The organism is Thalassococcus lentus (genome assembly GCF_028023555.1).
Classification (GTDB): Bacteria; Pseudomonadota; Alphaproteobacteria; order Rhodobacterales; family Rhodobacteraceae; genus Thalassococcus_A; species Thalassococcus_A lentus.
The window spans coordinates 243,013-269,139 of the sequence record NZ_JAQIOY010000001.1; the positions used below are offsets into that span (position 1 = coordinate 243,013).

Sequence of the window (26,127 nt, forward strand, 5' to 3'; positions counted from 1 at the left end):
GCTCATCTCCTCAAATGTTCAGAAGGCGTTTGATGAGATCATCAACCACCGACATGACTTTTGCGTTTGCGGCGTAGCTCTTCTCGACTTCGAGCAAGGACTGCAGCTCTTGGTCAGTGTTTACGCCGCCTGCCAGCTCAAGCTCAGTAAGCGCTGTGTTTTGAGCCACGAAATAGGTTTGGTCGTCTTCAAAGCGGACCCGATCGCCCGCAATCGACGAGGCAAATGTGGACAAATGATCCGCCACGTTTTGCGCCATGGCAGGCAAGGATCCCGAGGCTGGCAGCCGGCTATCGCTCAGGGCCGTCGTGTATGCTTGGAGCAGCCGCGCTTCGCCAACGGGTCCTTGACTGTTTGCAGCCAAACCGTCGCGTAGTCTCCAAACTTCACCACTGCCGGGTGCAACCAAATCATTCAGGGAAATTCGGGCAGAGAGCCCAACCTCATTCACCGGGTCAAACGCTATCCCGGCGTCGGTGAACAACCCGGGATCGCCTGCGATCAGGGTTGTATCTGGCCCGCCGGGACCAAATCGCTCTGCCAAATCCCGGGCAATTGCATCCAAGTTGGCCTGTGTTTCGACAGCACGTTCGTCACGGATCTCAAATTGAGCCGCGAGGCTTCCGCCACGGAACAAGCCCTTTTGATCCGTCGAGACGTCATAACCGGCCAGAGTCAAACCAGAGAGAGCGCCGGAGGATTGGGTCATACCCGCCTCAATCGTGCTGGTTTGCGTGAATCCGATTGTGCGAACCTGACCATCCAACAGGGCAGCGCCACCTGTTGTGAAAATGGCAATTTCACCTCTGTCCCTTTCGACAACACGAAGTGGAACAATTTCAGCGATTGCATCAACCAGCTTTTGACGCTCATCCAGCAAAGCGCCCATATCCTGATTGCCACCAGCCGAACGAACCAGATCACGGTTTATGACCTGCACCCGTTCCAGTGTACGGTTTAGTGTTTCCACCTGCGTTGCAATAGATTGGTCGGCCTGTTCCCGCGATTTCTGAATTCCATTGGAAATGGCGTTCAGTTTGTCAGCCAGTCCATCTGCTTTGTAGGCCACCGTTTCCAACCGTTGGACAGCAGCCGGATTTGAAGCAGCCGAAATCAGGGCAGTTTCAAACTCTGCCAAAGCAACCGTCAAAGAACCCGGCGCCCCGCTTTCGCCCACAAGAGACTCTAAGGTGGTGGCATGGTTCAAAAGGGCGCCGCCCTGCCCCAGTTGGGCATCTGACAGCCTTCGATCCGCCAAAACCACCGGGTCCACATGTCGCTGGACGCCATCAACACGAACACCACCATACCCACCAGTAGAGTTCGCTGATAAATCCAGCGACCGTCTTCCATAGCCTTCGGTCGTCGCGTTCGAAATATTTGTCGACACGACAGCCGCGGCTCTTGCGTTGGCAGTGAGCCCGCTGAACGCGTTGAACAAGGCGCCAGAAAGTGACATGGACCAGTCTCCTCAGATGGATTGCGTCAGGGCGTTAACGTTTGATGTTGGTGGTTTCCTGCAGCATTTCATCGACCGTCTGGATGACTTTGGCGTTCGATGAATAGGCACGCTGGGTCTGGATCATATCGGTCAGTTCGCTGGCCACATCGGTTGTGCTTTCTTCACGTGCGAACGCCACGATATCACCAGTTGGCCCATCTCCAGCGTCCCAGAGGAACAGGCTGCCGCTTTCTGGCGACGGCATGTAGAGCTGGTTATCAAGCGCAACCATTCCATTTGGATTTGGCACATCAACGAGCGGAACCTGGAAAATGATCTGCGTAATTCCGGTGTCAAAAAAGGCATGAACAAACCCATTTGCATCCACCTCAACTGACGTCATGTTCCCAGCGGGTGAGCCATCTTTGGCGATATTCAACGGAGCAAAGGAATCCGATCGTTGTGTTAGCCCTCCGTTCGAGCCGGGGGTGCCAATGGTGATTTCAATGGGCCCACCGGCCACGTTTACGATCACCGAGCCAGTGCTGGCATCATAAGCCCCGCCAGAAATATCCGTAACTGCCCCGAGTGTGCCACCATCCGCCTGGGTGTCGTTGAATGTGACCGTGTATTCACCAACCACGGCGCCAGCGCTGGCAGAATCCGTGATTGTCACGTTCCATTCGTTGGACGCCCCTGTCGCCGGAACGGACGGCGTGAACGTCACAGTCAGGTTTTCAGATCGGCCAAAATTGTCAAAATATTCCACAGGCAGTGTCAGCGCATCGCCACTGGCGCTGGAATAGGTTTCTGTAGCCGGAAGGTTCACGCCCAGAGTAACAGCGGTCGTTGGTTCACTCAGGAATTGGTTCAGCGCGATCTGGACAGGTTGCAGTGAATCGGCGCTGTCCCTGGCATTCGTTGGGATCGTGCCATCTGCATTCGCTTCCCAACCCAAAAGCAGCAGGCCGGATTGCGTTCTCAGGTAGCCATCGGCATCGACCCGGAACGAACCAGTTGACGCCAGAAACATCTGCGCATCGCCGTTGCCGGCCAATACTTCGGTCGCCTGTGCAACCGGCAAAAAGCCCCTGCCCCGCACCGCAAGATCGGTTGCGCTGTTCGTGGCGACCAAGGCGCCGGACTCATCGATGAGCCGCTGCGTGGTCGTGCGCACACCGCCTGCGGTGTATGTCCCGCCAATTGACCCGATGACCATCGATTGAAAATCGGTTTCGACTCGCTTGTATCCATTGGTTGCCGAATTCGCGATATTGTCTGAAATGGTTCCCAGCCGCGTTGCGTTTGCGGCCAAGCCCGCGACACCGGCATTGAGAGAGGAAGAAATCGTCATGACACGCCTTTCTGCTGTCGAATTTAATTTCCGACAACAGATAGGCCTGTCTGTTTAACGCAGCGCTAACAGCTAAAATCCAACAGAGTTTGAGGTTATTCCCTGAGGAAGATAATCTCGAGCCGGTTGTTCCTGTAGTCCATCGGATTTCGGCGTGACGGTTCGCGATCAGCATAGGCTGTCACCCGCTGGACTCGTTTACCCTCTAGACCTTGGGCCTTCATGAGTTCGCGAAACACGACCGCTCTTTGACTAGAGACCGTCCATGCAGGATCTTCAGCCAGAACAAGCGGAAAAGCTGCCGTATGCCCTTCGATTGCGATTTGATTGGTCACAAACCCGGCTGCGTTTGTCACCACCTGCGCAATATCACGAAGCAATGCCGTTGGTTTTGTCTTGTCTTCGAACAGCTGAACATCCTCTGTTTCGAACAGCTCGATAATCAGTCCTTCGTCTGTTACCCGCGTCACGATATGCTTGAGCGTTTCGTCCGCGACCATGCTTTCGCCACCGCGGCCCATCAGGACATCTTCGACCTGTTTGAACTGTTCGTCTTCGGCCGCCCGATCTTGTTCTTCTCCTTCGGAAAAACTGCCACGTGCCGCTGAATCGGGGGATGCCCTTAGCATCGTCGCGCCTGTGCCAACCCGTGGAAGCGTGTTTTCCGCAAAGACAGAGTCTCCGCCCAACGCGCCATCCCCACCGCCTGACACACGAGTCATCGCAATTGTCGGACTGAAGTAGTCCGCGATACCCTTGCGCTGTTTTTCTGTCGTTGCGTTCAATAGCCACATCAGCAGAAAGAAAGCCATCATGGCTGTCACGAAATCCGCATATGCGACTTTCCATGCGCCACCATGGTGACCGTCCCCGGCCACGACCTTCTTTCGTTTGATGATGATCGGCGCAACATTGCTGTCGCCACTCATCTCCACCACCTTTTCTCCCACCAAGTTCGGTGTAGCCTCTGCGGTGTTACCAGCGACTTAATGATTCAAAATGTTCCGTTAATTTAGCGCCTTGGCCAAAGCGTCAGCGCAAGCGTGCCGATTTTCCCACAAGGGTGCCCTAGAGTGAGGTGGGCAATGGACAGTGTTTCCCAAAACCTCTAGCACTATTGATGGTGCAAACGTCAGATTTCCGCTAAAGGGAATGGTCCATTGAAAAAGCCGATTTTTCGAACAGCAATTTTCCGCGTCAGCGCTGCAATGGCGCTCTGTACAGCCGCGGTCGCTGCCCAAGCCCAAAGTGGTCGTGATGCGCCAAGCCTGAACTTGTATGGCGTTCCGGGTCTGATCGATATGCCGACGGCGGATGCACTGCCAGACGGAACGATTGCTGCGACACTCGCCTTGTTGGGCGACAGCCGCCGAACCACGCTGACATTCCAGATTTCACCGCGCCTGTCCGGTAGCTTCCGCTACACCGCTATCAGCAATTTCAACCACCCACGCAGCAAGAACGGCGTCTACTATGACCGCAGTTTTGATCTGCGGTACCAGATCCTGACCGAAACAGATTTGCGCCCAGCCGTAACAATCGGCCTTCAGGATTTCATCGGCACTGGCCTCTACGGTGGCGAATATCTCGTTGCATCCAAGCGTCTTGCGCCCGGTCTTCAGGTCACTGGTGGCCTCGGCTGGGGCAGATTGGGCAGCTACAATCCAATCGGAACCACCGGTGTTCGGCCGAATGTGATCCTTGGTGAAGGCGGCTTGCCAACATACGACCGTTGGTTCCGCGGCGACATGTCTGCATTTGGCGGCATCAGCTATGCGCCCAATGATCGGCTTCGGTTCAGTGCAGAATACAGTTCAGACGACTATGCGTTTGAGACCGGTCGCGGGCGGATGAAGCGTGAAAGCCCTTGGAACTTTGGCGTCGATTACCGTTTCAAGAGCGGTACGCAAATGTCGCTTTATTATGCCTATGGCAATGAAATCGGCGCTCAATTCTCGCTTGTGACGAACCCGAAAACGCTCGGCATCCCGGGCGGCATTGAATCGTCACCGCTGCCGGTTCAGCCACGTGTTGCAGGCTCGGCCAGCGATTTGGGGTGGACCACTGACCCGACGCGCAAAGCATCTGCGCAAACCGGGCTCACGCAGCTGGCGGCCAAAGACGACCTGATCATCGAAGCGCTGCAGCTGGAACCGACCCGCGCGACCGTACGGCTGCGCAACCCACGTTACGGTGCCCCGGCACAAGCGATCGGGCGCACGGCACGCGCCATGACGCGTTCGTTGCCCGCGTCAGTCGAAGAATTTGTCATCGTCCCTGTTGTCAACGGCATGCCGATGTCCGCTGTCGTGCTCAAGCGTAGTGACGTCGAAGCACTGGAGCACGAAGCCGCGACAGAGATTCTGGCGCGCACGTCAATCGTCGATGCCTTTGGGATCGCACCCAAGGCCGATCCGGGCGTTTATCCGAAATTCACCTGGTCTGTTGCGCCCTATGTGAACTTGTCTTTCTTTGATCCGGACAATCCAATTTCGGGCGATGCAGGCGTGCGGGCCAAGGGCAAGTTTGAAATCACGCCAAATATCATTCTGTCGGGCTCGGTTACGAAGAAACTGACCGGGAACCTCGATCAGGTTGTGCGTGGAGACAAATCCAATCTGCCGCGCGTTCGGACAGACCGGGGTCTCTACTCGGCACAGGGTGATCCTGCAATCGAGCACCTGACATTGGCCATGTACGGTCGGCCAGGCAAAAACCTCTATGGCCGTCTGACACTTGGCTATCTTGAAACAATGTATGCTGGCGCCTCGGCCGAACTGCTGTGGAAGCCAACAAACAGCCGTTTGGCATTTGGGGCTGAGGTGAACTACATCCTGCGCCGCGATTTTGATCAGTTGTTCGGCGTGCAGGATATGATCACAACAGACCCTGTCACCGGTGCCCGCCGCGAAATTCCCAACGTCAACGGCCACCTGTCCGCCTACTATGACTTTGGCAACGGCTATCACGGTCAGGTTGACGTCGGCCGCTATCTTGCAGGCGACTATGGCGCGACCCTTTCGCTGGATCGTGAATTTGCAAACGGCTGGCGCGTCGGGGCCTATGCAACCGTCACCAACGCTTCTTTCGAAGACTTCGGCGAGGGATCGTTCGACAAGGGTCTGCGCTTTACCATTCCGATCGCCAGCTTCCTTGGCAAACCATCCCGTCAGGCCAATACCATCACGCTGCAATCGTTGTCGCGTGACGGTGGCTCGCGTCTGAATGTGAATGGCCGCCTGTACGAACAAGTCCGCGACTACCATGAACCGGATGCAGCAAAAACTTGGGGAAGGTTCTGGCGATGAACATGACCGGCTTGATCAAAACAGCCACCGCATTCGCGGCCGTGCTTGCCCTTTCTGCCTGCGGCAATGGGAACAGAGACGCCGCCGCGATGCTCAAGGCGATCCCCGCTGCGTTTGCCGCCAAAAAGGCAGGCCCCGTCGGCGTGAGCGCCGAGCAGATGTCGCAGGTTTTGGCTTCGACACAGGCCCCCGTGAATCTGTTTGTCTGGGAATCCACCAAGGCCCAGTTCCTGATGGTCGAAATAGAACGGAACCGCGGCCACCAGAGCTTTGGCAATGCTGCACGCCAACTGATCGTTATCAAGGATGGCGTGATTACCGGATCGCGCGGTCTGGGCGGCGACTTGATGTCTTCTGATGCAGACGCCTTGATTTCACAGGTCCGGCGCAGAACGGCGGGCAATGTGCCTTACACCATGCGTTTCCTGACACCCGAAGACGTCACAACAACCATGAACCTGAACTGCGCAGTCACACCGCTGGGACAACAGGTTCCTGTGCAGGCTGGCGAAGTGAACGGGACCGGTGAAGCGGTCAATGCCGTTTGCAGCAATGCAGATGGATACACTGTCACAAACACGTTCATTGTCGATGGACACGGCCGGATCCTCACCACGCGTCAGTGGATCAGCCAGACCATCGGGTTCCTGACGGTCCAGCCACTGCGCCTGTGATCAGTGCATTTTGACCCGCTTCACAACGGTCGCAACCATCACCCGGAAATCACTGCAAACCGTTTGGCGGTTTGCGTAGATCAAGTCGAGTCTTGCCTTGCGAGGGATGCAGCGACGGCAATAAACGTCCTCGGTTTCCTCGGCCGTATTGCACGGCGCGAGCAGGCGTTCTTCGGTTCGATGAAAGATCAGTGAAGCGAGCCCGGTAATCCCCGGCTTCGCCTTAAGCACGTCCGCATAAAGATCTGGATACATCTCGACATAGCGGCGCAAGGGCGGGCGCGGGCCAACGAATGTGATGTCTCCGCGCATGATGTTGATCAGCTGTGGCAACTCATCCAATCGCTTATCCCGCAGAAAGGCCCCCAGCGGAGTGATCCGCGAAACCTTGTCTCCACCAGAGACGCCGGAATCCGTTTCAGCGACACTCATGGTGCGGAATTTCAAAAGGTTAAACGGCTTTCCTGGCGCCTTCATGCGTTCCGCGCGGTACAGGATCGGACGACCGTCCCGGACCAAAACCAAAACTGAAACCACGATTATTGGCGGCAGAAGCAATATGAAAAGACCGCCCGCACAAAGCCGGAAGAACAGATCGCGTGGCAACAGAACGCCGGCTAAAACGACGATTGGCACCAAGGCGATCATGACCGGTAGCTCGATCAAAAGCACCAGAAGGATAAAGATGCGGAACGCTTTCTGGCCTGCAGGGCTCATGGCCATACCCCTGTCGCTCTCGCGCTTTGCAAGAGATAGTCGGCTTGAGAACTTTCATCAGGAAAACGGCAAACAGACTGCAACAGCCTGGTGTCCATCTCTACATGTTTGATGGCATTGGTCGGCGCATCGCGCCATTCCAGCTGGCATCCCGCCGCGGTCACAAGATCAGCCATGGCCGTCACACCCGGCGCAGCAATGTTCACAGGTCCCGAAACGGAGTTGTCACCCGCTAAGGCCAACACAGACGCGGCCAAATCATGCGGTGCGATAAAAGACCGTACAGGTCCGGTTCCGTCCGAGAAGCGATCCAATGTGATGCTTTGACCCTTCGCAAGGTTATCAAACAGGCTTTGCGTGCCCGCGACATTTCCAATCCGCATCAGCACCTGCCGAACCTGCGTCGGATGGTTGAGAACAATGCGCTCCATCTCGAGTTTGGACTGGCCATAGGGTGACACTGGATCAAGTTCCGATTCCTCTGAGAGCGCGTCATCACCAAACGCATAGACAGCAACACTTGATGCGTGCAGCAGGGTTTGGGCGCCTGTTTTTTCGGCAACCTCGATGGCTTTTTCGGCAAGTACAACATTCTGTTTTAAAACCGGCGGATCGCCGCGGATTACACCCCACAATGCAAGCACCACGTCGACCTGTGGAAAGACACCTGAATCGTCGCCCGGATTCCAAGCGAACCCACGGCCATCGACATCACCCAAACGAGAAACCGGAATAACTTCAATCTCTTGAAATCGTGGATTTGACCAGACCGCGCGCACCATACGCCCCAAGCGCCCGTTTGCGCCCAATACCAAAATCTTGTGGGTATGAGGTGTGCCTGCCACGATATTCATTCAAAATACTTTCTTTCGTGCGCCAGACTGTCTATCAGCAATAGAAAGCGCTAAAAAGCTGCAATGTCATACAATGCGTCGGGGGGCATTTTGAAACCGATCCTCAGAGTCACGGCACTCCTGCTCACTTTGCTTGCTGTATCCGCCTGTAGTCTGCCACGCGGTGCTGCTCTTCAATCCGAAGTTTTGAAAGAGCAACAAGCCGATAATCCGACATTCGAAGTTATCGCGGTGACCCGTGAAAACATCCCCGGTATCATGAGCTGGCCCAAGACCGGCTGGCATGGGCATTTCCATTGGCCCGGCACTTCATCGGGCAGCAATTCGTCTGTCATTCGAACCGGTGATCGGTTGAATGTGACGATCTGGGATAGCCAGGAAAACTCTCTGCTTTCCAGCCCAGGCGAACGATCCACCGAGATCAAGGATGTCGAGGTCGACGCCAACGGTTCGATCTTCCTTCCCTACGTGAACAAGGTTGGCGTTCGTGGTCTGACCACATCCGGAGCGCGCTCCAAAATTCAGTCGCGTCTTGAACCAATCGTTCCTTCGGCTCAGGTACAGGTTAGCCTGCAGCAAGGCCGCGATCATGCCGTTGACGCCGTGACTGGCGTGGCTAAGCCGGGCGCCTACCCGATGCCGTCGCGCAACTACAAAATTCTGAGCCTTCTTGCGGACGCTGGCGGTATCCCTTCGTCTTTGCGTAACCCAAGGGTCAAACTGCTGCGCGGGTCCAAGACCTATATGATTTCTGCGTCAGAGCTCTACAAAAACGGCTCAAAGAACGCGCTGCTGCACCCGCGGGACAGTGTAATCGTCGAACAGGACGAACGCAGCTTTACCGCTTTGGGCGCCTCTGGCACCGAAGATCTGATCTACTTCCCAAAGGATACCCTGACCGCCCTCGAAGCGATGTCACTGATGGGCGGCCTGTCTGACGATCGCGCCGATCCAAAGGGTGTTCTGGTGCTGCGCGAGTATTCGGCCAAGCAGATCAGCGGCGGTGGCTATGGCCCGACCAAACAGCAGGTCGTTTTCACATTTGATCTGACCAGTGCAGACGGCCTCTTTGCCGCACGTAAGTTTGAGATCAACCCCGACGACACTGTTCTTGCAACAGAGTCGCCAGTGACAAACGCCCGTACGATTTTCAGCCTCATCGGTTCGATCGTCGGATTGTCCGGACAAGTCGCAAACGTGGTCAACTGACCCGGGTAAATCGCAAATTTCCATAGAAAAAGGCGTGCCCCTCAGCACGCCTTTTTTATTTTCGTCTAACTGACGGTTATCAGTTGGTCGCTTCAGCCTCTTCCGCCATTTCGGCGGCCGCTGGGCTGACCGACACGAGATACGCGGTCAGGTCTTCGATGTTCTTGACGCGCTGCTTGGCCATTTTCGAACGCGCCTTGGAGTCATCAAGGTAGTCCTTCAGGAACGCGGTAGGATCCGGAATGTATGCAGCCAGAGTTTCGGCATCCCAGACAAGGCCTGCTTCGCCCGCGGCGACAGTGGACTTGCCATACCGGAAACCATCAACGGAACCGGCAGCGCGGCCCACAACGTTGTAAAGGTTCGGACCTGTCTTACCGCCCTTGACGATAACCTCGCCAGCGTCGTCAACGATCATGTGGCACGATTTGCATTTGTTGAACGCCTTGGCACCTGCCTCTGCATCGCCTTCGGCAAAGCCCGAAGTCGCAAATGTGGCGGCAGTACAGGCAATGATAACTTTGAGCTTCATAACACTCTCCCTTTCACGTCTCTGGGCGCAACCTAGCGCAGCTTGACCAAAGTCAACAGTCGCAAGCTGTTCAAAAACATGCGACCTTCCGCCTATTCGGGTCAGGCAACCGCGTGCGCGATGGCACACTGCTTCCACAGTGTGGTCAGCGCCATAACCAGATGTTCGATATCTTCATCGCTGTGAAGCGGGCCGGGGGTAAAGCGCAGGCGCTCCGTGCCCTTTGGAACAGTCGGATAATTGATAGGCTGTACGTAAATCCCGTAGTCCTGCATCAGAATGTCAGCCAGCTGCCGACATTTGACCGGATCCTTGATCATCACCGGAATGATGTGGCTGGGGTTGTCCAGATGTGGAATGCCCAGTTGATCCAGACGCATCCGAAGTTTGGCCACCTGCTGCTTTTGTCGTGCGCGTTCAACATCACTGGTTTTTAGATGCGCGATGGACGTCCGTGCAGCACTGGCAACCGCTGGCGGCAGGGCCGTTGTAAAAATGAAGCCACTGGCAAAAGACCGAATGAAATCGCACAGCGCTTCAGATCCAGTCACGTAGCCACCGACAACGCCAAAGGCCTTACCCAAAGTACCTTCGATCAATGTGATCCGATCCTGCAGCCCCAATTGCTCCGAAAGACCGCCACCGCGCGGGCCATACATGCCAACAGCGTGCACTTCGTCCAGGTAGGTCATGGCTCCATGCTTTTCGGCAACCTCGACAATTTCCTGCATCGGACAAATGTCACCATCCATCGAATAGACCGACTCAAAGGCAACAATCTTGGTCGCATTGCTGGGCAGGGACGCCAGTTTTCGATCCAGATCCTCGGGATCATTGTGCTTCCAGATCATCTTCTGGCACCGTGCATGGCGAATACCCTCGATCATGCTGGCGTGGTTCAGCTCATCCGACAGGATCACCGCATCCGGCAGACGCGACCCAAGCGTGCTCAGCGCTGCCCAGTTCGACACGTAGCCACTGGTGAACAGAAGAGCGCTTTCCTTGCCATGCAGATCGGCCAGCTCAGCCTCCAGAAGCTTGTGCTGGTGATTTGTACCGCTGATGTTGCGCGTACCGCCCGCACCACACCCACAGGCGGCGACAGCATCCTGCATCGCCTTGACGACCTTCGGGTGCTGACCCATTCCAAGGTAGTCATTCGAGCACCAGACCGTCACTTCATCCGGACAATCGGCATCATGACTCTTGGCTTTCGGAAAGGCCCCGACCTTGCGTTCCAGCTCGGCGAAAATTCGATAATTTCCTTCGTCTTTCAGGGTATCAAGCTGGGCATTGAACAAGCTGTCAAAGTCCATGGGCGTCCTCCGTCGTCGTATTTTGTCGTTCAGTTTTGGGCGCCGGCAACATCCAGCGCCAGAGTTTCTCGTCCGGCAAAGGCAGGACCATGAACCAATGTTCAAGCAAGGCCAAAGCCGTCATCGCGGACAGCAAGGCAAAGCCGATGTCATCGGCAATTGAGGGGCTGGCAGCCATGCGCTCCAGCCAACACGCCACTGCAAAGGTCAAAGCAGTGACGGAAATAGGAAACAGCCAATTCATGCTGGCGTGCCGAAAATGGCTGGGCAGATGCGACAATGCGCTGGGCAGAAATTCGGTGTTGATCTTGGGAACCCCCAAGAACAAGTTCAGCTTGGCAGAAATGCGCGCCACGAAGAGCAGCGCAAAAGTCCAGAACCCAAATGGGTTTTCAGCGCTCCACGCATAGAGGCCCATGGTGATCACTGTGCCTGCCAGCAACATCTCGTGGTAGGCTATCGTGCCCCACGCCCGGATGAACCTTTCCCAAGGGGCCACGCTCTGGGGTAGAACGTGCCGGTTCGGGCCAGTGACCGTACCTGTAAGGAACGCCATTTCGATCCAACCCCAAATGGCCAAAGCTGACAAAAACGCGTGATAAACCGACCCGGCGCTCGCACTCTGAGCCGTTAGAACAAAACCCCAGATTCCGACGCCCAGAAGCGGCAAGCTCGCCAGAGTCGCAATCAAACCTGCTCGTGTCCCATGCCGGTCAGCATATTTGACCGCCATCAAGATAACCCCGGTGGAAAACCACCAGAGAAACAGGGCCACAAAGGCAGCGATCCATGGATCCGTCAGCACGCAGGTTTGTTCCTTCTTCTCTGTTCAAATACTCAAAATGGGGGTCTGGCGGCTTGCCCCCAGCAGGTCGGCGCGCATCGCGCGCCGAAACCACTCAGTATGCCGGCTCCAATCGTGTGCTCTGCGGCACCTGATGTTTCTTGGCCGGGATCGTGTAGAGCGACACAAAGCACATGGCCGCTTTGGCGCTTCCGATTAGCTGGTTCAACTTGCCACCGAACCCGCCTGCCTCTTTGGCTTTTGCGATCTGAACATTGGCACGATGAAGGCGTTCCAGCGTGGGCTGCCAACGGGGGTGCTCAATGTCCAGGGTGATCGGGAAAATCTGTTCGGACAGCTTGCTCGTCTTGGTAAAGACTTCATGCGCATACCAGTCCGGGTCAACGCCCAGCGCCTTGTGGAATGCCGGTCTTTGGTGATCTCGGACGTACATGGTTGCATAGACCGCCGTCAGGAAGAACTTGATCCAGAGCAAGTTTTTGCCGCTGGTCAGCTTCGGGTCCGTCTTCATCAGCAGCGCAAAGGCTTCACCGTGGCTGAACTCATCGTTGCACCACTCTTCGAACCATTTGAAAATCGGATGGAAACGCAGTTCCGGATTAGCCTCGAGGTGGCGGAAGATCGTGATGTAGCGCGCGTAGCCAATCTTTTCCGACAGATACGTGGCGTAGTAGATAAACTTGGGCCTGAAATAGGTGTACTTCTTGGACTGGGTCAGGAACCCCAGATTTACCCGCAAACCCGCCTCGCGCAGAGCGTCGTTGATAAAGCCGGCGTGCCGGGCTTCATCCCGCGCCATGAGTTGAAACAACTGGGTGATGTCCTTGTTGTTCCCGCGGCGCTTCATCTCTTTGTACAGAACACAGCCCGAAAACTCGGCAGTACATGAACTGATCAGGAAATCGATGAATTCCTTTTTTAACTGAGGTTCCATCCCGTCCCAATCGACGTGATCCCACGCTTCATTCTTCTTGAAGTGACCCTTGTTCGGGTCCGAAACCATCTGTTCGATCAGTTTGTCCCAATCTTCACGCACGCCGGATACGTCGATCGCGTCCAGTTCGTCAAAATCAGTTGTGTAGAACCGCGGCGTAAGCAGTGTGTTCATCATCGCCGTGTTCGTGGCGAAATCGTCGTCGTATTTGGCCTGTTCCTCCTGGATGGCCAAACCCTCTTCGACGGTGGTTGCGTCAGCGGTATGCTTGCCTTCATAGGCATTCTGGTTCTGGACGTTCATAGCGTCACCTCCTCCGAGAAGGAAAATTCACACAGCTCCATGACCTCCAGATCCCCTGTCAGGCGGGTCCAGAGCTGTTCCAGTTTGCTTGCCCGCACGATGATTGCTTCGCGGTCTTCGCGTACAATCTCGCCAAAGGGGGCCATTATCTCGGGCCCTTGCACTTTGACTTCGTCGCCGGGATAGATCACCGCACCGTTGTTAAAACGGACATGCGCGTGCAGGCTTTCGAATTTGTGGCTGATCTCGACGGTGCAGGGTGCACGTTCGATTTCTCTTGTCAGAAGTCCCATTCCGGTTCCCTTTCTTTAATCGATCAGCAACTTGGCGAAAGCGGCTGCATTATCCTGACCAAAGCCCATCAGGTCCGCAGACCAGCCTGTGCTTGGATCGGTGATGGCCATGCGGCCATTGTCAAAGGCCTGTACAATGACCGGCCCATCGAGTGCGGTTCTTGCCTTGGTTCGTTCGCGCTGAAGCACCCGCCAAACCCCGGAAAGGAACCCGCCCTGTTCAGGTGAAAGATCCGCGATGACGCTGCCATTGGCATCAAGAACTCGGGCGGCGCCAGACATCTCACCCTGAAGAAATAGAGTCTTTTCAACCTTGATTGCGCTGTCTGGTGGTGCCGAAACAACAGGTTGGCCGGTCCAGACATGTGCCGAAACCATCAACAGGCACAGCATGACGAGGCCAAACATCAGCCGAACCATTGCGCGTGGGACAAGCTCTTTGTCTGGCGCGTGAATGCGTGTGGATTCTGCCATAGTGCCCCCCTATTCCGCGGCGACGGGGGCAGCACCCACGTCATTTCGTTCGACCTGCGGCATGGAAACACGTGCCTCGGCAGAGTCTGCGATCATGCGGGCTACTTTTTCCGCTTCAGGAATGCACCGCAGCGCAGGCTGGGTGTTACGAATGTACCAGGGGCGCACATGCGGCCAGCACATTGCGTATCCCAGTGGCATCTCTGACGAGGGTTCAATCGCGATCGTCCCAGTACCATTTTTCCGCAGGGATAGAGACGCATTTTTGACCTGCGTGTAAGGCAGATTGAGCGTCACTGTCAGCGCCGCGCCGATGCGCATTGCGATCCGCTTGTTGGTCACGGTGTACATGGTCGAACGCGCCTGCACGAAGCCGACAATCATCAGACCAGCGATGACCAGCGCACCAAGGATCAGGAAGGGTACAGAGGCACCGACCGCTTGCCCGAACGGCATCAGATCGAATACTGCGCCAAATCGCCAAAGGGCGAGAAATACAAAATATCCGGCAATCCACGGCACGCTGAGGCTTTCCCAAGTCAGCTGCCACCATGCGGGACGACCCTGCCACAGAATCCGTTCACCCTCGGGCGGCAGTTCTGGCAGACCTTCAACAGGCTCGGTTGCAAAATCATCGTGGCTCATAGCGGATACCCCCCGATTGGCCGTAATGGACTGGGACGGGCCGCCGCCAAAGCGGCCCGCCAGTGGTTATCAGATCTGAGGCTCTTGCCGCTTTGCGTCGGCATACAGCTTGCCGCCGCCGTAGTAGGCGCAGATCTTTTCTTCCTCGAGCTTGGTCACCTGACCGGTCGCCTTAATCGTTGGCACACCGGCAAAGTGCTCACCGTAGATGGAATGAACCTTGACCTGATTGCGCAGAATCCGAGCCAAAGTCAGCGGAACCAGTCGTGATCCACCACCAAATTCGCCATCAAGATCGATCTCGAGATAACGTACCAACTGCTCAGGTTCGTCGATCCACATGTCCGAAATCTTGCCGACGATCTTGCCGTCTCCAGCAACCACTGGCAGACCTCTTGGGTCGCGTCCGGCGGCCACGCGGAATGCGTCTAGGCCAGCCATTGGAACGATCTTGGGATGCCCCTTTGCATCCAGCTCAGGCTCATCGCGACGGTTGGCCCAAGCAGCAGGTCCGACGCCATCAGCCAGCGGATTGCCTGCCGGGTCAAAGGGAAAGCCGCCACTGTCAAAGTCGCGCGTCAGCAAAGCATCAATACCTTCGCGTTCGGGTGGCTGCTGGGATGGAACGGTGTATTCGCCCCGGCCATGCGGCAAGATAAAGGTCTTGTCTTCAGGAAGCGGGAAAACGCCACCGGCATCTGCCTGTGTTCCGTCTTCATCCATCAGCGGATAGCCTTCACGCTGATTTTCGCGCTGGATCCAGATAACCAGACCCACGAAAAACGCGAAAAACAGCCAGAGCGCGATGCTGGCGAGGTCTAGGTTCCCAAGAATATAGTCTTCAGTCATAGGATGGTCCTCCTTGATGGGCCTTGGTCACGTTGGGAAATCGGCAAGGCCCAGCCCTGACGGTTTCTCTTCGAATTGGGATTTACGAGAGCGGGAAAGCAGCGGGCCGAGTGCCACGAGCGTGACAAACAACAAACCGATCTCCAGGTGATAAACGACAGAATAGCCGGTGGCAGGGTCATTCAGGGCTTCGCCCCAAGCCCCCGAAAGCGCGATTTGATTGACGCCATCACGCAGCGCGCCACCAATCAATGTACTAAAGCCAGCAGCGGTTGCCTGCGCAGCGCCCCAAGCGCCGAGGGCCAGACCGCGCCCAGCTGCATTGTGCGCAGGCATGGTCATGGCGGCGGTCAGGGTCGAAACGGCGAAGAGCCCGCCGCCGAAACCAATCATCGTCGCACCGGCAAAGAACAGTGATGTCGAATCCATCGGGCTGGCAAAAATAACTGCGCTAAAGGCGACAAGCCCGGCCAGAACGCCACGCCCGGCCATCCGATAAGGGCTAAGCCCCCGTCCCAGCCATTTTGCGGCTAATGCAAAACCAACAAGCGCCCCAGCAGCCCAACCAGCGGTCAACAAGGTGGTCGTCGAAACCGACAATCCAAGAATTTCACCACCGTATGGTTCCAACAGCACGTCCTGCATGTTGAAAGCCATGGTGCCCAAGAAAACGACCGCCAAAAGCCTGCCGGCCGTTCCGCCCTTAAGCAAGTCATCCCATGCCTGACGGAAACTTGGAGAAGGCGCTTCCCGTTCTTCACGGGTCATGGGCTTAACCCGTTCCTGTCTCCAAAGTGCGATTACGTTCAGCACGATCGTGACAACGGCCGTGGCCTGAATAACCTGAATCAACCGGATGCCGCTGAAGTCACGCAGCAACCAGCCGATTATCACGGCCGAAACGCCCATACCGATCAGGTACATCACATAGAGCAGAGCCACGACGCGCGGTCGCGTCTCTTCCGTGGCGCGATCGGCAGCCAAGGCCAGACCGGCGGTTTGGGTCATATGCATCCCAAGGCCAGTCATCAAAAATGCGAGGGCCGCAAGCACTTCGCCGGCAAACGGCACATCGTGGGTAACATCACCGCCCAGAACCAAAAGGCAGCTTGGCATGACAGCAAGCCCGCCCATTTGCCACAGCGATCCGAACCACAAATAGGGAATGCGCTTCCAACCGATGGCACTGCGGTAATTGTCCGACTTGTGGCCCAGCAAAGCACGAAACGGCGCAATCAGCACCGGCAAGGCAACCATCATGGCGACCAACGTAGCCGCAACACCCAGCTCAACGATCATGACCCGGTTCAGTGTGCCCAGCAGCATGACACTGGCCATGCCTACAGAGATCTGGAACAAGGATAGCCGCAACAGCTGGCCCATCGGCAGCGCATCGCTGGCTGCATCCGAAAACGGAAGCAACCGCGCGCTGACATTGGCCATCTGTTTGCGGGTTATGATCATGCGCGGAACTCCAGCGCCTGCGAGATATAAAACCCACTGTTGACGCGACCCAAATCACGCAGAGCGCCGATGTCGGCCACGGTTTTGCGCAGTTTCGCTGGCGCGTGCGGGATCATGGTCGGCGAGCGATCGGATCTTGGGAACGCCTTACCGGCGTACCACATACCCATCAAAAGCGGTGTGCGCGGGGCAACGGTGAACACGATCGATCCAGAAGTACGTGCCCCGAGGTTTTCCAGAGCAGCGCGAATGTCCGTGCCTGTGTAGTAAATCAGGCTGTCCATCGCGATGACGTGGTCGAAGCGGCCCAGATGTGCCGACAACATGTCGCCACTCGCAAAAGTCACACGGTTCTGGAGCGCTTTTGGCAAACGCTTTTGAGCAATCTCAACCAAAGATGGCGATATATCGACGGCCACCACCTCTGCGCCGCGCTGCGCCATTTCGATCGTGGTCGGTCCTGCTCCGCAACCCGCGTCCAGAATTCGCAAGCCTGTCAAATCCGCCGGAAGCGCAGACAGCATCTTGGACCGCATATCGTCACGGCCCCGGCGCACCGTTTCGCGGATTCGCGATACGGGCGCATCTGATGTCAGACGCTCCCAAACCCGCGTTGCCGTTCGGTCAAAGTAGTCCTCCACCCGGGCACGGGTGTCCGCATAGCTGCGCGTTTCCGCGGCCACCGTCCCGATTTCGGATGTGCTGTCTTTCGGCATCAATCAAACCCCAGCAATTCAAAAATGTCCCGGTCTTCGAGCGGTTGCGGTGCAAGCGGATCAGTTCCAGCCCAAAGCGTTTCCGCCAGCCGGATGTATTCCTTGCGCGCCATCACGATGTCGTCTTCGTCCGGCATCTCGAACAACGTCTTTTTCTTCAGCCGTGACCGGCGGATCGCGTCAAAGTCGGGCATATGCGCGATACGCTTGAAGCCAACCGTTTCGCAAAAACGATCCACTTCATCAGTTTCGCGGCTACGGTTGGCGACACAGCCTGCCAGTCGAACCTTGTAGTTCGAAGATTTGGCCTGAACGGCGGCGATAATCCGGTTCATGGCGTAGATGCTGTCAAAGTCGTTTGCGGTGACAATCACAGCACGATCCGCATGCTGAAGTGGCGCGGCGAAACCACCGCAAACCACATCGCCCAACACGTCAAAGATAACCACATCCGTGTCATCCAACAGATGATGCTGCTTTAGCAGTTTCACAGTCTGACCCACGACATATCCGCCGCAGCCTGTCCCAGCCGGAGGGCCACCTGCTTCGATGCATTGAACACCGTTGAACCCTTCGGTCACGAAATCCTCAGGGCGCAATTCTTCGGCATGGAAATCGACGCTTTTCAGAATGTCGATCACGGTTGGCTGCAACTGACCCGTCAGGGTAAAGGTGCTGTCGTGTTTCGGATCACACCCGATCTGCAGCACCCGTTTGCCCAGCTTGGAAAACGCTGCGGACAGATTGGAGGACGTGGTCGATTTGCCAATCCCGCCTTTGCCATAGACTGAAAAAACCTTGGCCCCCTCGATCTTCATCGCATCGTCCTGATGCACCTGAACGGAACCTTCGCCGTCCTGGCCTTTCAGAACCGGCGGTCTCGCCAGCCCTCTCGCCTCGAGACCGGCTGCTTCCCGCATTGCGGCTTTGGCCGCTGGCGGGTTCTTTGCGTCAAGTGGGCTCATGAGGGCCTCCGCTGATCGAGGGCGCAGGCCCTCTGCTTTTTTGAATCAAAAATACCGTGGGGCACATAAGGGGCTGGCCCAGTGTTCCCGAACAGGACGTATGTGATCGACTTGGTCATTCCGCAGCGATCCCTTCCAACCGGTCTTCCAGCGCATCAGCCGCGTCTTGCAGGGCGGCCAATGTTTCGGCATCCGGTTGCCAGTAGTTACGGTCGTGCGCTTCGAGAAGACGATTTGCCATCCGGCTTGAAGCAGTCGGATTCAACTCGGCCAATCGCGCGCGCATTTCGTCGTCCAGAACGAACGTTTCAGAAAGCCGCTGATAAACCCAAGGCTCAACTTCACCTGTGGTCGCAGACCATCCCAACGTGTTGGTGACCTGTGCTTCGATCTGGCGCACACCTTCGGCGCCATGCTTCAGCATGCCTTCAAACCACTTGGGGTTCAGGCTGCGCGACCGGGTCTCCAACGCGACCTGATCAGACAGCGTGCGCATCTTGCCTGCGCCGCGCGTGGTGTCGGAAATATAGATCGCCGCATCCTCGCCGCCGCGGGCGCGTTTGACGGCGCGGGCAATGCCACCCAGCGTGTCAAAATAATGATCCACAGTGGTGACACCCAGCTCAACCGACTCAAGGTTTTGATAGGCCACCTCGACTGTTTTCAACTGGCTCTGCAAAAGTCCGGCATTGGCGCTTGCCTTGCCATTCACGCCATAGGCAAAGGATTTGCGCGCCTCATAGGCATCGGCCAATTCATCCTCTTCGCCAAACGCGCTGCTGTCCACGAGCGCATTGACGTTGGATCCATAAGCACCCTCAGCATTGGAAAAGACACGCAACGCAGCCGTTTCCAGATCGCAGCCATGCTCTTCCATGTAGGCCAGTGCATGCGCGCGAATGAAATTCATCTCTAGTGGTTCATCAGCCTCGGCCGCACGCAGCGATGCTTCGGCCAGCATCCGGGTCTGCAGTGGCAGCAGATCGCGGAAAATTCCCGACAGAGTCATGACCACATCAATCCGCGGACGACCCAGCTCTTCCAGCGGGATCAGATCGGCCCCGGAGATTCTGCCAAAGCTGTCAAAACGTGGCTTGGCTCCGATAAGAGCCATCGCTTGGGCCAAGGGCGCGCCGTCACTTTTGATGTTGTCGCTGCCCCAAAGAACCAGTGCCACGGTGCGCGGCAGTGTGTCATGGGTTTGCAACAACAGATCGGCCTGCTTGGCTCCATCCCGGCAGGCAAATTCCGTGGGCATACGGAACGGATCAAATGCATGTATGTTGCGCCCGGTTGGCAGCACCTCGGTCGACCGGATCAGATCACCACCCGGGACCGGTTCGATGTACTGGCCGTTCAGGGCACGCATCAGGGCCGGAATTTCGGTTTGCTCTTGTAGCAGCGCATCCACTTTGGCGCGCGTGTCGTCGTCTGCGTCTTCGATCAGGCTCAGATACTCGGCGCGGGCATCATCGCTAAAACCCTTGCCCAGCACATGCAGTCCATCCGGGATCAGTGCGTCTTCGGTCTCAAGCAGCTTGAGCCACAGCTTTTCAGGCTCTGTTCCACCCATATCTACGCTGTCCGCCTGTTCGGCGATCAAGGCTTCCAACTCTGCGCGGTTGGGGTCATCGCCCTCCATCGCGCGCCACCGGGTCAGGCTGTCCTTCAGCTCTTGCAAGCCTTTGTAGAGCCCGGACTGCGCCAAAGGCGGCGTCAGATGGGTGATAGTGACCGCACCTGATCGACGCTTGGCCAATGAGGCCTCTGACGGATTGTTAGAGGCATACAAATAGACATTTGGCATTTCGCCGATCAGACGATCCGGCCAGTCCCGAGCACCCAATCCGGCCTGCTTGCCCGGCATGAATTCGAGCGCGCCATGCATCCCGAAATGCAGAACGACATCCGCATCGTATCTGTTACGCAGCCAAAGATAGAACTGCACAAAGGCGTGGGTCGGCGCAAAGCCCTTTTCAAAGAGCAGCCGCATCGGATCGCCTTCGTAACCGAAGGTCGGCTGAACACCGATAAAGACGTTCCCCAAGTCCTTGCCAAGAATGAAGACGCCGCGCCCATCGCTCTGGATCTTTCCGGGCGCAGGGCCCCAAACGGATTCGATGACCTTCAACGGGGGCGTGTCACGGACAATGTCATCAGCGCTCACATGGGCGGCAACATTGGCCTCTTGGCCGTATTGCTTGGCGTTGCCTTCCAGAACGGCTGCACGCAATGCCTCAACACTATCGGGGACCTCCAGCGTGTAGCCTTCGGCTTTCATCGCTTTTAGGGTGTTATAGAGACTTTCAAAAACGCTTAGATATGCGGCGGTTCCGACAGCCCCGGCATTTGGTGGGAAGCCAAAGAGCACAATGGCCACTTTCTTGCCGGCGTTCTTTGAGCGGCGCAACCGCGCGGCGCGCAGCGTCTTCTCAGCAAGTGAATCGATCCGTTCATTACACGGCGCCATGGACTTGTGATCGGATTGGTTGGCACAGGCATACTGGCATCCCTGACAACCTTCGGGCCCATGCCGTCCACCGAACACCGTTGGGCTGGTCGCACCATCCAATTCGGGCAAAGCGATCAACATCGTCGTTTCGATAGGACCAAGTCCCTGATCCGATGCAGACCACTGGCCCAGTGTTTGGAACTCTAGCGGATGTGCCGCCAGATAGGGGACATCCAGCCCCTTGAGCACCTCAACCGCGGCGTCACTGTCGTTATAGGCTGGCCCACCAATCAGGCTGAACCCGGTGAGCGAAACCATCGCGTCGATTTTGACGCCGTGTTCATCCCGGAAATAGGCGCTGATCGCAGGGCGGCCATCCAGCCCCCCGGCAAAGGCGGGAAGGACACGCAACCCTTTGGCTTCGAACTTGCGAATAACCGCGTCGTAATGCGCGGTATCATTGGCCAGAACGTAGGATCGCATCATCAGCAACCCAACCGTGGCCACTGGCTGTGCCGGGCCGGGAATGTCTGCGGGGTTCTCGGTGATGCGTTGCGGCAGATCAGGGTGATACAGAGCCACATCGGGATAGTCGATTGGTGCGGCGCCTTCGGCACCAAGCCATTCATCACGAGACGTGGCGTATTTGCCCAGCAGATAGCGGACCATCTGTTCGACGTTGTCGTCAGAACCGCCAAGCCAGTACTGCATAACAAGGAACCATGAGCGCAAATCCTGCGCTTTGCCCGGAATAAGCTTTAGGATCTTGGGCAGGCGGCGCAGCTGCTTCATACGCTTCTCGCCCTTGTCCACGTCATTGTCTTCGGACTTGGGCTTGAGCTTTTTCAACAGCTTCATCAGACCCGACGTGGGCTTGGACATGTCCAATTTGCCCAGCTTCGTCAGCTTGATGATTTCACCATCAGCAATTACGCCAATCATACCATCAACCCGATCCCGCACGGCGCGCAAATCGTCGATGATTGGCTTAATGTGTTCTTCCAGAAACAAGAGGTTGGCGACAACCATATGGGCTTCGGAAATGGCACGTTTGGTTTCGATCAGTGCTTCGGGATTTTCCGCCCACTCGGCCGCGGCGTGGACCGTGATGTTCAAACCCGGAAAGTCCTGCACCAATTTCACACCAGCTCGAGCCACGGGCCCAGCCGCATGGCTGTCCAGTGTGATGATGGCGATGTTGTACGCCATGGGTGTGTCGAAACTATCGCGCATAGTGGGCCTTTGCCTCATAGAGCGTATCGACAGAGATTTCGGCTACACCGCGTTCGGTGGCGTAGGTTTCCGTATTGCGCTTGGCCTTGCCACGCACAAAAAACGGGATTTTTTTCAGTTCTTTTTCAGCGGCTGGCAGCCACACGATTTCAACAGGGCCAGACGTTGTCATATCGACGCTTTCAGCGGGCGTTTCAGGCTCTGTTATGCCCATTTCCCGAAGTTTAGCCTTGCCGCCGTGATGGCTTGCACCCGCGTCATCATGGAATTCGAAATCCTCACGGAACATGGTCAGCAGATGTTCTTCGAGACCCATCACCAGAGGGTGGACCCATGTGTCAAAGATCACATTGGCGCCTTCGATGCCCATCTGTGGCGAATAGCGGGCCGGAAAATCCTGAACGTGGACCGGCGCTGAAATCACCGCGCAGGGAATCCCCAAACGCTTGCCGATATGGCGCTCCATCTGGGTGCCGAGGATCATCTCGGGTGCCAGTTCCTCGATCCGGCGCTCTACCTCAAGGTAGTCGTCTGTGATCAGGGGATCGACACCGAATTCTTTTGCCAGCCCGCGGATCAGCCGCGCCTGTTCACGGTTGTAGCAACCCATGCCGACGACTTCGAAACCCATTTCATCACGGGCAACCCGGGCACAGGCAGCAACATGCGTTCCATCACCAAATAGGAATACGCGCTTACCCGTCAGATAAGTGGAATCGACTGACGCGGAATACCAGGGCATCCGAAGGCGCGCTTCCTCCAGAGCCGCGTTGCGACCAGTAATTTTGGCGATTTCGCTGACGAAATCCCGTGTGGCACCCACTCCAATCGGGATTGTTTTGGTATAGGGCTGACCAAATTCCCGTTCGAGATACCGGGCCGCCGTTTCGGCAGTTTCCGGATACATCAAAACATTGAAATGCGCCGCGCCCAGTCGTGCGATATCCCGCGGCGTAGCGTCATAGGGCGCAACCACATTCACGCCGATACCCATGTCGGACAGCAGCGCGGTCAATTCGGTGATGTCGTCCCGGTGCCGAAACCCAAGTGCCGTCGGACCAATTAGATTGGCCGTAACATGGGAGGTTTTTTCGACAGGGCGCGCCAGCGTTTTGACGATCTGAAAGAATGCTTCGTCAGCGCCAAAGTTTTCCTTGCGCTGGTAACTGGGCAATTCAAGCGGGATTGCAGGCACTGGCAAACCCAGTGTCTCGGACATGCCGCCCGGATCATCCTGTATCAATTCAGCGGTGCAAGAGGCCCCAACGAGGATGGCCTCGGGCTTGAAACGTTCATAGGCCTCTAGACACGCACTCTTGAACAGATGCGCTGTGTCTGAACCCAAATCGCGGGCCTGAAAGGTTGTGTAAGTTACAGGCGGGCGATGATTGCGCCGCTCGATCATCGTGAACAAAAGATCAGCGTAGGTATCGCCTTGCGGCGCGTGCAGGACGTAGTGCAGACCCTTCATAGCCGTAGCAACGCGCATCGCGCCAACATGGGGCGGGCCTTCATATGTCCACACTGTCAGTTTCATTCCGCGGCCTCCAACTTCAGAAGATCGCGGCGGCGGACCGGACGGCTGAAAAGCCCCGCCAGATCACCGGCCTGCTCGTAAAAATGGACCGGCGTGAAGACCAGTTCGATGGCCCACTTGGTCGTGAGCCCTTCGGCTTCCAACGGATTGGCCAGCCCCAGTCCACAAACTGTCAGATCGGGACGCGCAGTACGGCATCGATCCAACTGCTTATCGACATCCTGCCCTTCGGCAATGACAGGCCCTTCGGCCAACAAATCCATGTCCGGAGACATGACCGCGCGATGGATAAAGGGCGCACCAACCTCGACAGCCTGCATTCCGCATTCGCGTGTCAGGAATCGCGCCAGCGGAATTTCGAGCTGACTGTCCGGGAAGAAGAAGACGGATCGTCCATTCAACGCTTCGGAAGCCTGCGACACGGCTTTGCGGGCGCGGGCGCGCGGTGCGTCAGTGACTTCGGCGAACTTTTCCGCTGATACGCCAAACTCGCGTGCGATTGTCCAAAGCCACTGCGTCGTACCTTCTTCACCAAAAGGAAACGGCGCGGCCAGATGTCTTGCACCACGACGCTGCAGGGCCTCGTGGGTGTCGGTCAAAAATGGTTGGGTCAGCGCATAGACAGTGTTCGGACCAATGCCATATTCGCTATCGCGCCCAGGCGCTGGCAGAACGCGGATCGGACCAATGCCCATCGCCTCCAAGAGACCGACAGCCTGTTCTTCCACCACATCCGGAAGCGCACCAACCAAAAGCAACTCACGCGCGTCGGTCTTAGGAAGGACTGGAACCATAGCGGCAAGGCAGGCGTCTTCGCCTTGGGTAAATGTCGTTTCGATCCCGGAACCGGAATAGCTGAGAACCCTAACGCTCGGTGCGAACTGCGCGCTCAGACGCTCAGCGGCGGTCGCAAGATCCAGTTTGATCACTTCGGACGGGCATGACCCAACGAGGAACAGCTGCTTGATGTCGGGCCGGCGCTCCAGCAGCTCGGTCACCACTCGATCGATTTCGACCTGCGCATCGGCAAGCCCAGCAAGATCAGTCTCTTCCAGGATTGCCGTAGCAAACCGGGGTTCCGCAAAAATCATGACGCCCGCGGCCGATTGCAACAGATGCGCGCAGGTGCGACTGCCGACCACCAAAAAGAACGCGTCCTGCATTTTCCGGTGAAGCCAGATAATTCCGGTGAGTCCGCAAAAGACCTCGTGCTGGCCGCGTTCCTTCAGAACCGGTGTGGCTGAACAGCCTTTGGAAGGTGGCGGTGCGAAACGATCGGTCATGCTGCGACCTCCTTTGAGAGGTCAGTGCCGGCCTGCTGCAACCGCGCCATGCGAAGCTTCCAGATGAATTGGCCGGCATTGATGACGTAGGCGCCATAGGCGGCCAGGGCCAACCACATTTCCTGTGTGGGCGTCAGCGCCTGCGTGAACAAAGCCCAGACATAGGCAGTGTGCAGGGCGATCACGACAAAGCTGAAGACGTCTTCCCAAAAGAAGGCATGGGCAAACAGGTATTGGCCAAAGACCACCTTTTCCCAAATGGCTCCGGTGATCATGATCACATAGAGAAATCCTGTCTTGATCAGGATCGAGTAAGTCGCGGCCCAGTAGCCGGTGTCATAGGCAAGATACCGAAGGACCAAAACCAGCGACACAAGGAACGCCACAAACTGCAACGGGGCGAGAATCCCCTGAATCAACGTCCAAACAGTCGCGTCCCGACGCGCCCTTTGTTCAGGCGTGTACAGGAAAACTTCGCTAGATTCCCGTGGGTTGCTGGATGACATCTTCGATTCCATTGCTTCCTTAAAACGAGGATATCGTCGCGCTGCTAAAAGTGTCAATTAAAACTTACACTCGTTTGGTTGACACTTAGACAGCTACAGCGATTCGCCAAAAACAGTGGGAAATAGGGAAAAATTCACGTTTTTATTGGCACTTAAACGAACTTTTCCGCCTGAAACCCCGTGGCTTAGCATGGCCAGTGTCAATTTCTTTTGACATTCAGCACGCCGTCTTGGACAATGAAGGTGCTTTTATCTGTGCACTG

General features: G+C 56.6%; 23 protein-coding genes. 3 read left to right on the plus strand and 20 right to left on the minus strand.

What is annotated here, in order from left to right:
• Positions 1-10: 10 nt before the first annotated feature.
• The 3 genes from flgK to PFY00_RS01260 all read right to left on the minus strand — a co-directional run bounded on the left by flgK (position 11) and on the right by PFY00_RS01260 (position 3,724).
• Positions 11-1,459, minus strand: a complete 1,449-nt coding sequence (gene flgK / locus PFY00_RS01250) for a flagellar hook-associated protein FlgK (RefSeq protein ID WP_271430703.1) — start codon at positions 1,457-1,459, stop codon at positions 11-13.
• A 34-nt stretch (positions 1,460-1,493) separates the two neighbouring features.
• Positions 1,494-2,795, minus strand: coding sequence for a flagellar hook protein FlgE (locus PFY00_RS01255; RefSeq protein WP_271430704.1), 1,302 nt, complete (start codon positions 2,793-2,795; stop codon positions 1,494-1,496).
• 95 nt (positions 2,796-2,890) lie between these two features.
• The gene (locus tag PFY00_RS01260) at positions 2,891-3,724 is read right to left on the minus strand and encodes a flagellar motor protein MotB (RefSeq protein ID WP_271430705.1); all 834 of its coding nucleotides are present in this window, start codon (positions 3,722-3,724) and stop codon (positions 2,891-2,893) included.
• Between the two features lie 279 nt (positions 3,725-4,003).
• On the opposite strand from PFY00_RS01260, the gene PFY00_RS01265 reads away from it, so the two are divergent.
• Positions 4,004-6,103: a YjbH domain-containing protein gene (locus PFY00_RS01265; protein ID WP_271431430.1), complete on the plus strand. Its 2,100-nt coding sequence runs from the start codon at positions 4,004-4,006 to the stop codon at positions 6,101-6,103.
• A gap of 2 nt (positions 6,104-6,105) precedes the next feature.
• Entirely contained in the window at positions 6,106-6,777 is a 672-nt protein-coding gene (locus PFY00_RS01270; protein WP_271430706.1) for a YjbF family lipoprotein, read from the plus strand.
• Here PFY00_RS01270 and PFY00_RS01275 read toward each other — a convergent pair whose 3' ends face one another.
• Together PFY00_RS01275 and PFY00_RS01280 are read right to left on the minus strand one after the other, a co-directional pair.
• Complete coding sequence (locus PFY00_RS01275) at positions 6,778-7,494, minus strand: sugar transferase (protein WP_271430707.1); 717 nt, start codon at positions 7,492-7,494, stop codon at positions 6,778-6,780.
• Entirely contained in the window at positions 7,491-8,348 is an 858-nt protein-coding gene (locus PFY00_RS01280) for an NAD-dependent epimerase/dehydratase family protein (RefSeq protein ID WP_271430708.1), read from the minus strand. The genes PFY00_RS01275 and PFY00_RS01280 overlap by 4 nt, the downstream gene beginning before the upstream one ends.
• Before the next feature lie 63 nt (positions 8,349-8,411).
• Between PFY00_RS01280 and PFY00_RS01285 the strand changes: the two genes are divergently transcribed.
• Positions 8,412-9,557 carry a polysaccharide biosynthesis/export family protein gene (locus PFY00_RS01285; protein ID WP_271430709.1) on the plus strand — a complete coding sequence of 382 codons (1,146 nt, stop codon included), beginning with the start codon at positions 8,412-8,414 and terminating at the stop codon, positions 9,555-9,557.
• A 79-nt stretch (positions 9,558-9,636) separates the two neighbouring features.
• On the opposite strand, the gene PFY00_RS01290 is transcribed toward PFY00_RS01285, so the two are convergent.
• The 15 genes from PFY00_RS01290 to bchF form a co-directional block, all read right to left on the minus strand.
• Positions 9,637-10,089, minus strand: coding sequence for a c-type cytochrome (locus tag PFY00_RS01290; protein WP_271430710.1), 453 nt, complete (start codon positions 10,087-10,089; stop codon positions 9,637-9,639).
• A gap of 101 nt (positions 10,090-10,190) precedes the next feature.
• Complete coding sequence (gene hemA / locus PFY00_RS01295; RefSeq protein WP_271430711.1) at positions 10,191-11,405, minus strand: 5-aminolevulinate synthase; 1,215 nt, start codon at positions 11,403-11,405, stop codon at positions 10,191-10,193.
• Positions 11,395-12,207, minus strand: coding sequence for a putative photosynthetic complex assembly protein PuhE (gene puhE, locus PFY00_RS01300; protein WP_271431431.1), 813 nt, complete (start codon positions 12,205-12,207; stop codon positions 11,395-11,397). The genes hemA and puhE overlap by 11 nt, the downstream gene beginning before the upstream one ends.
• A gap of 97 nt (positions 12,208-12,304) precedes the next feature.
• On the minus strand, positions 12,305-13,447 hold the full coding sequence (gene acsF, locus PFY00_RS01305) for a magnesium-protoporphyrin IX monomethyl ester (oxidative) cyclase (protein WP_271430712.1): 1,143 nt from the start codon (positions 13,445-13,447) through the stop codon (positions 12,305-12,307).
• Complete coding sequence (locus PFY00_RS01310) at positions 13,444-13,740, minus strand: hypothetical protein (RefSeq protein WP_271430713.1); 297 nt, start codon at positions 13,738-13,740, stop codon at positions 13,444-13,446. The genes acsF and PFY00_RS01310 overlap by 4 nt, the downstream gene beginning before the upstream one ends.
• Positions 13,741-13,755: 15 nt before the next feature.
• Complete coding sequence (puhC, locus tag PFY00_RS01315) at positions 13,756-14,214, minus strand: photosynthetic complex assembly protein PuhC (protein ID WP_271430714.1); 459 nt, start codon at positions 14,212-14,214, stop codon at positions 13,756-13,758.
• 9 nt (positions 14,215-14,223) lie between these two features.
• Positions 14,224-14,859: a photosynthetic complex putative assembly protein PuhB gene (gene puhB / locus PFY00_RS01320; RefSeq protein WP_271430715.1), complete on the minus strand. Its 636-nt coding sequence runs from the start codon at positions 14,857-14,859 to the stop codon at positions 14,224-14,226.
• A 69-nt stretch (positions 14,860-14,928) separates the two neighbouring features.
• Entirely contained in the window at positions 14,929-15,708 is a 780-nt protein-coding gene (gene puhA / locus PFY00_RS01325; protein ID WP_271430716.1) for a photosynthetic reaction center subunit H, read from the minus strand.
• 27 nt (positions 15,709-15,735) lie between these two features.
• Positions 15,736-17,172: a PucC family protein gene (locus tag PFY00_RS01330; RefSeq protein WP_271430717.1), complete on the minus strand. Its 1,437-nt coding sequence runs from the start codon at positions 17,170-17,172 to the stop codon at positions 15,736-15,738.
• Positions 17,169-17,888, minus strand: a complete 720-nt coding sequence (bchM, locus tag PFY00_RS01335) for a magnesium protoporphyrin IX methyltransferase (protein ID WP_271430718.1) — start codon at positions 17,886-17,888, stop codon at positions 17,169-17,171. Before bchM ends, PFY00_RS01330 begins: the two co-directional genes overlap by 4 nt.
• Complete coding sequence (gene bchL / locus PFY00_RS01340) at positions 17,888-18,808, minus strand: ferredoxin:protochlorophyllide reductase (ATP-dependent) iron-sulfur ATP-binding protein (RefSeq protein ID WP_408648440.1); 921 nt, start codon at positions 18,806-18,808, stop codon at positions 17,888-17,890. The genes bchM and bchL overlap by 1 nt, the downstream gene beginning before the upstream one ends.
• Positions 18,809-18,968: 160 nt before the next feature.
• Positions 18,969-22,538, minus strand: coding sequence for a magnesium chelatase subunit H (locus PFY00_RS01345; protein WP_271430719.1), 3,570 nt, complete (start codon positions 22,536-22,538; stop codon positions 18,969-18,971).
• Positions 22,528-24,075 (minus strand): ferredoxin:protochlorophyllide reductase (ATP-dependent) subunit B, encoded by a 1,548-nt coding sequence (gene bchB, locus PFY00_RS01350; RefSeq protein WP_271430720.1) that lies wholly within the window; start codon positions 24,073-24,075, stop codon positions 22,528-22,530. The genes PFY00_RS01345 and bchB overlap by 11 nt, the downstream gene beginning before the upstream one ends.
• On the minus strand, positions 24,072-25,358 hold the full coding sequence (locus PFY00_RS01355) for a ferredoxin:protochlorophyllide reductase (ATP-dependent) subunit N (RefSeq protein ID WP_271430721.1): 1,287 nt from the start codon (positions 25,356-25,358) through the stop codon (positions 24,072-24,074). Before PFY00_RS01355 ends, bchB begins: the two co-directional genes overlap by 4 nt.
• On the minus strand, positions 25,355-25,864 hold the full coding sequence (gene bchF, locus PFY00_RS01360; RefSeq protein ID WP_271430722.1) for a 2-vinyl bacteriochlorophyllide hydratase: 510 nt from the start codon (positions 25,862-25,864) through the stop codon (positions 25,355-25,357). Before bchF ends, PFY00_RS01355 begins: the two co-directional genes overlap by 4 nt.
• Positions 25,865-26,127 lie beyond the last annotated feature (263 nt).